Origin of the sequence: Maribacter litoralis (assembly GCF_003075045.1) — a bacterium.
Classification (GTDB): domain Bacteria; phylum Bacteroidota; class Bacteroidia; order Flavobacteriales; family Flavobacteriaceae; genus Maribacter; species Maribacter litoralis.
In genome coordinates, this window is the sequence record NZ_QCZD01000012.1 from 1 (window position 1) to 5,322 (window position 5,322).

A 5,322-nucleotide genomic window follows, 5' to 3' on the forward strand; every position below is an offset into this window, starting at 1 on the left:
TGTATCAAGAACCAACGTACAAACACAATCTGCCTTCAAAAATTGCAAAAAGTGAGACGGTTCGCTTCGTTTATGTATTGCCCAAATTTTCATTATCTAATGACCGTAGGGCGATTTTAGAATTGAACGAGAAAGATGGCGAACGCAATATAGAAATGAAAATATCACATAGATATATCAATAACCCAAATTAAAATATTATGAAAAAAATTATTGTTTTCTCACTCGTACTGTTGTTCCTTTCTTGTGCCGATTCTGATACTAAAGTTTCTGGGCCAAGTGCTACAGCCCAGATTGTTATTGAAAGCTTTTATGAAAAGGATGAGGAAGCTTTAAAAGCCAACTCAACACCACAGGCATATTCTAATTATATGAATACTATAAATATGTTTAATGCGACGGTAAAGGATGATTCAAACTTTACTGTTTTGCAGGATACCATTATGGGTGATGTGGCTTGGGTAAAATATACGACAGCCTATGATAAGACACCAGGCCTTTTTAAACTGGTTAAGCAAAATGGCAAGTGGCTGGCGGATGCGAGAGGCTCAAAGGACAAATCTCCTTTTTAAAAGGACTTTTACTGATTGTTTTTGAGATTAATTTCCCAATAGCCTTGCGTGCCACCGTGACCTATTAAAAAGCCTTTAGTTTTTAGTGCGTTTATATGTTTGCCCACAGGGGATTCATTGATACCTAAAGCTTCAGCTATTTCAGTATAAGTAATAGTAGTATTGGTTGCAATAAGTTTAAGCACTTCTTTTTGTCTTCTAGTTAGAGCTTCAGTTGAATCAATTACACCACCTATTGCACCACCTATTACACCACCTTCTTGACCACCCTTTACACCACCTGTTTGACCACCTTCTTCAACAACAGCTTCTTTAGCAATAAAAGTCATTCTAAGAAAGTTATCTGAAAAACTAAAACTCTCTTTTCCGTAGTGTTCTAAAATACGAGGAATGCCAGAACCTAATTGTTCAACCAGTTCTAAATCTTTAAAAATTCGCATCAGTTCCTTGTTTCGTGGGACTGAAAAGCCTTCAAAAAATTCTTGCTTGCTCAATCCTTCCGGAAGACCACCAGCCGATGTGATTTCGATTCTATCGGTAAAGATTTCAAACTTTGGGGTAATCTCATTTGTGTAATCATTATGCACAAACGCATTTATGATGGCTTCACGCAAGGCGATGGGATGCCAAAGATTGGCTTGCTCTCTTTCTTTGGCTGTGATTTTTGTAGTCGTTCTATTCTCTACCGCAATTTTATCAATCACTTGTTTAGTAGCCTTAACCAGACATTCGTGACCATATTCGTTACTTTCAATTAGGTCTGTTCTGGTTGTGCCTGAATATTTGGCGACTTTAATTGAAGTATTGTTCTTGTCCGCCAAAAGATAGCCAGCATAATTGAATGTACCATCTTCCGTTAGCAGCTCTAAATTTTTTGCGAATGCTTTACCGAGGTTGTAACCTGATTCTTCATAGTAGATTTTCAGTTGCCCGAAACTCAAATCTTGCCGACCTGCTTTAATCTTGCTGATAGAATTTCGAGTACGTTTGGCAAACAGCTCATCAATCATTTTTTGTAGCATCGGCTCAGCTGCTGAACCCAAACGAATGAAACAACCCTTTTCACTCATCCCATATTTTTTATAATAATATGGTTTTTCTGGACCGCTGGCCACAATGATTTTTAGAATGTTTTTGCCGTCCCTTTCCTCACTCACTATATCGAACAAACCAAGTGCTGAAGGACGAATATTATTCTTTAGCTTGTCCTTAATTTTCAACTGGTCGCCATCAGCATCTGCCAAACCATAAGTGTTTCCTTCCTTATCAATACCTATATATATAGAATACCACCTTCACGGTAGTTCAGAAATGCGATAATCTCTTTTTCAAGTCCATCGGTAAGTTCTCGTTTATATTCTATACGGTTTGTTTCGGTCATTTATTCAAATAAAATCGGACAGTAAAGATAATAATATTAAGTTGTGAAAATAGATTTTGCTAACTGAGATGAAATGCAATATAATTATGAATTAGAAAAAGCAGATAATAAAATTTCCTAAAAAATAAGAGAAAAAGCTTCTTTTTAGTGCTTCACTTCATCTGCCAACCACACACCATACTTTTTCCATAACTCATAAATAACCAACCATTCCGAAATCCACGGTATTACATCTATAAAATTCAAATCCAGATGTTGTGGAATATCTTCAGGATAGTATAAGCATAAACTATTATCTGGATATAGATGTGGCGTTTTATCGAATTGAATTTGGCTGTCATTTATTACAAAAACCCTTTCTTTTCTTAAGGTGTTATTGATATCATAGACTATTAATATTTCATATTCCTTTTTGCATCCTTTTGGTTTGATTTTGCCTTTACCTAATAGCTTTCCCTCTTTAACGATTGTATTTAGCCAGGGAAAATGTTTTTCAATATGATATTGCTGTATGTATGCAGCTGTAAACTTTCTGTTAATAATAATATTTAGTTTTGATTTTAAATCAATATTAACCACCATAATTTCTATGTGGCTTACTTTGATATCCATTATCTGTTGTAATATTTCCCTTTGGGTCAACGTAATTTTTACCAGCAATAATCGAAAGACCAGCTTTTTCAAGTGTATCTCCCTTACCTTTTGATAAATTTTCCAACTGGGCTTTTAAAATGTTTTTTGTCCTTGCACTACCAAAAAGTTCTTCAGCTATTCCAAAATCTCCTTTTTTAAGACGCTCCCATTTTTCTTTATAACTTTTAGCGAAAGCGATAAATTGATTATAATACTCCTTGTCCTTATCCCATTTATCTGTAAAATCTTCTTCGGAATTTACAGGATTTAGCACTTTGATTCTTTTATATATACCCCGTTTTTCAAAAAGTTGTTGGTACTCTGAGTAATTACCGATAATACGGTTTAAAATATTATCTATGGTTTCATATATTGAAGCTTCCCCTTGATAAAGCTGTCCAAAAATTGTAGTCAAAACAATACTAGAAGTCCTATGTTTTGGATTTTTATCAAAAAATATGTCCCGATACCGTTTGGTTAGCTGAACAGCTCTTTTCAGAGGTTCTTTTGAATAAAAATCCTCATCTGGCAAATCCTCCTGTTCTGCTTTTGCTTCCGATAAAGTGACAAAATTTTCAAATGCCTTTCTCAGCAAAATGGGCTGACGAACATCTTTGGCTATATCTAAGAACCAACTGCTATAACCTTTTGGAAATGTAGATGTCCAAGATGCCAACTCACGGTCTGGAACCATCAATTTGTCCTCATCCCTAATTACAATACAACCAGGAAGAATATCCAAATGGAAATCGCCAGAATAATTTATTCTTGCACATCTATTTTTCGGTATAAGTTTAGGTCGATAAACATCATTTCCTCTAAAGACACGGATTAAATGATTATAGATTTCTGATGAAGTATAATTATGGTACAAATCTCTAATATGGACGACAATATCTAAATCAAATTCATCTTTACCAAAAGGTTTCGTTGTTGTACCAATGGCCTTTGAACCTTGTGGATATACAACAAAATCTACCTTTGAGAAAAATACGGCATCTGCTTTTAGCACATCGTAAATGGCATTGTAAGCAGATTCCATTCTATAAGAACGAGAATCGTCCAACTCAAGTGATTCTGCCATTCTGGCGAGTAGGTCTTCCCTTTGAAAACCTTGATTGTATAAGTATTCTTGAAAATTCATCTATATCGTAAATTTGGTGTGTTGTCCTATTTTTAATTTATGTTCGTTAAAACATTCCTTTTCAATTTCGTCCTTTGTTACAAATGCATACTGACTTGTGAAAACATCGTTTTCCATCATTTCTTTAAGTTCTTGAAATTGATTTGTACTTAGTTCTATTTGAAAGATGTCGTAAATTAATGTATGATATTGTTCGTTTTTAAACCTATTTTGCTTGCTTAGAATATTCTCGTGCGAGCATAAATATTCCGCACGTATTGTTTTAAAAAATTTTCGACTTACGATTTTAGTTTCTAAAAGTTCTTCATAAAACTCCCTCCATACACCAGTTTCCCTGTCCTTACGAGATTTGAACCAACGGATTATTTCTGGGATGTATTTAGCTTTCGCAAAAAATCGTAAATCATCAGGGTTTTTTTCGTCTGATTTAGGGTGTGCCTCCCACTCCTTATAAATATCTTTATTCCCAATAATTTTATAAACTCCTCCAACAGGTTGATACTGGTCGACTTTTGAACCTTTTACAAGAAAATATCTTTCAGAACCTGAAAGCTTAATTCTCATTAAATAGCTCAAGGATACATAAGTTTCCTTATTGGGAATAAATAATGAGCATCTCAATGAAATCCAAAAATATTTTCCTTGACATTTAATCGTTTCATAGATACCCATCACGCAGGTTGACAAAACCGCAAATGCAACAGCAACAAGAATTTCTTTATGAAAATCCGTTACAGGATTTAAATAAAAATACCTGTAAATTAGGTAGCCAACTGCGCAGAAAAAAACTATCACATACCCAAAAAATCGTCTCAATTCTTTACTCATCCGTTGAAACTAGTTTTAAGAAAATAGCGCTTACCAAAATGACGAAACCAGTAGTTACTTGACTACTTTCAATTTTCCCAAACTGTACCCAATTCGCAAAATGCTCGCAGTTAAAATTTATAAGACTGTATCTTTCTCCCAATTTTGAGTAAGCTCTGTTAATTGCTTGATTGCGCTGAAAATATGAGCCACTAAATCTTCGTACTCCAGTAGGCTCGTAATCCTGCAATAGGTTCATTAATTCGTTATAATGGAATTCTTTAACACCATCAGACAAGTTGCCCACAAAAGTGTTATTACCTACATAAACGATGTAGTGGTTTAAAATTCGTCCTAAACCCTTTCGCTTTTTTGCAAGAATTACATCCCCAGCAAAGAGAGTGGGTAGGTTGGGTATTGTATTCATCATATTTCTATTTTTCTTTTCTGACTCCTCTAAATTTTCCGCCGGTCGTTTTCACGTCCATAAACTGACCATTTTCAGCATTCCGCTTAACATACAAGTTTGTCTTTGGGTTAAGTACTTGTGACCTTTGTCTTACAGCTCCTTTTCGAGCGTTATCCCCTGTTGGTTTATTTGTTGCCATATTAGTATTTGTTAAAAATTTTGTTAGTTTTGCTTTTGCGTGTTACTACTACCCTCAGTACGCAAAACCATTCCCAACGCTTTTGCGTATAAGAAATGAAAGCATTGATGTCCAATTGGAATAAACTTAAAGATGAACCTACATTAAGGTTAATAGAAATGTTTCAGGACAATAAGA

Annotated in this window: 7 protein-coding genes and 1 pseudogene; 2 read left to right on the top strand and 6 right to left on the bottom strand. The window is 34.7% G+C overall.

The window, feature by feature from the left end:
* Together DCS95_RS19980 and DCS95_RS19985 are read left to right on the top strand one after the other, a co-directional pair.
* Window positions 1-194, top strand: a 194-nt coding sequence (locus DCS95_RS19980) for a DUF4138 domain-containing protein (protein ID WP_116772564.1), incomplete at its 5' end; no start/stop codon positions are given.
* 6 nt (window positions 195-200) lie between these two features.
* The gene (locus DCS95_RS19985; RefSeq protein ID WP_076547086.1) at window positions 201-572 is read left to right on the top strand and encodes a hypothetical protein; all 372 of its coding nucleotides are present in this window, start codon (window positions 201-203) and stop codon (window positions 570-572) included.
* 8 nt (window positions 573-580) lie between these two features.
* Here the strand turns inward: DCS95_RS19985 and DCS95_RS19990 are convergent.
* The 6 genes and pseudogenes from DCS95_RS19990 to DCS95_RS20370 all read right to left on the bottom strand — a co-directional run bounded on the left by DCS95_RS19990 (window position 581) and on the right by DCS95_RS20370 (window position 5,145).
* Window positions 581-1,953 (bottom strand): annotated as a pseudogene (locus tag DCS95_RS19990) (RNA-binding domain-containing protein).
* Window positions 1,954-2,097: 144 nt separating this feature from the next.
* A complete protein-coding gene (locus tag DCS95_RS19995; protein ID WP_116772565.1) occupies window positions 2,098-2,565 on the bottom strand; it encodes a type II CBASS E2 protein in 468 nt (155 codons plus the stop codon).
* Window positions 2,525-3,730, bottom strand: coding sequence for a nucleotidyltransferase domain-containing protein (locus tag DCS95_RS20000; RefSeq protein WP_116772566.1), 1,206 nt, complete (start codon window positions 3,728-3,730; stop codon window positions 2,525-2,527). Before DCS95_RS20000 ends, DCS95_RS19995 begins: the two co-directional genes overlap by 41 nt.
* The gene (locus DCS95_RS20005; RefSeq protein ID WP_116772567.1) at window positions 3,731-4,558 is read right to left on the bottom strand and encodes an SMODS-associated NUDIX domain-containing protein; all 828 of its coding nucleotides are present in this window, start codon (window positions 4,556-4,558) and stop codon (window positions 3,731-3,733) included.
* A complete protein-coding gene (locus DCS95_RS20435; protein ID WP_208630776.1) occupies window positions 4,551-4,967 on the bottom strand; it encodes a lecithin retinol acyltransferase family protein in 417 nt (138 codons plus the stop codon). The genes DCS95_RS20005 and DCS95_RS20435 overlap by 8 nt, the downstream gene beginning before the upstream one ends.
* Before the next feature lie 4 nt (window positions 4,968-4,971).
* Window positions 4,972-5,145: a hypothetical protein gene (locus DCS95_RS20370; RefSeq protein ID WP_164674255.1), complete on the bottom strand. Its 174-nt coding sequence runs from the start codon at window positions 5,143-5,145 to the stop codon at window positions 4,972-4,974.
* Window positions 5,146-5,322 lie beyond the last annotated feature (177 nt).

Coding starts and splice junctions, on each gene's coding strand:
- DCS95_RS20435 (WP_208630776.1), bottom strand. CDS start 4,967: ATGATGAATACAATACCCAACCTACCCACTCTCTTTGCTGGGGATGTA.
- DCS95_RS20370 (WP_164674255.1), bottom strand. CDS start 5,145: ATGGCAACAAATAAACCAACAGGGGATAACGCTCGAAAAGGAGCTGTA.
- DCS95_RS20000 (WP_116772566.1), bottom strand. CDS start 3,730: ATGAATTTTCAAGAATACTTATACAATCAAGGTTTTCAAAGGGAAGAC.
- DCS95_RS20005 (WP_116772567.1), bottom strand. CDS start 4,558: ATGAGTAAAGAATTGAGACGATTTTTTGGGTATGTGATAGTTTTTTTC.
- DCS95_RS19985 (WP_076547086.1), top strand. CDS start 201: ATGAAAAAAATTATTGTTTTCTCACTCGTACTGTTGTTCCTTTCTTGT.
- DCS95_RS19995 (WP_116772565.1), bottom strand. CDS start 2,565: ATGGATATCAAAGTAAGCCACATAGAAATTATGGTGGTTAATATTGAT.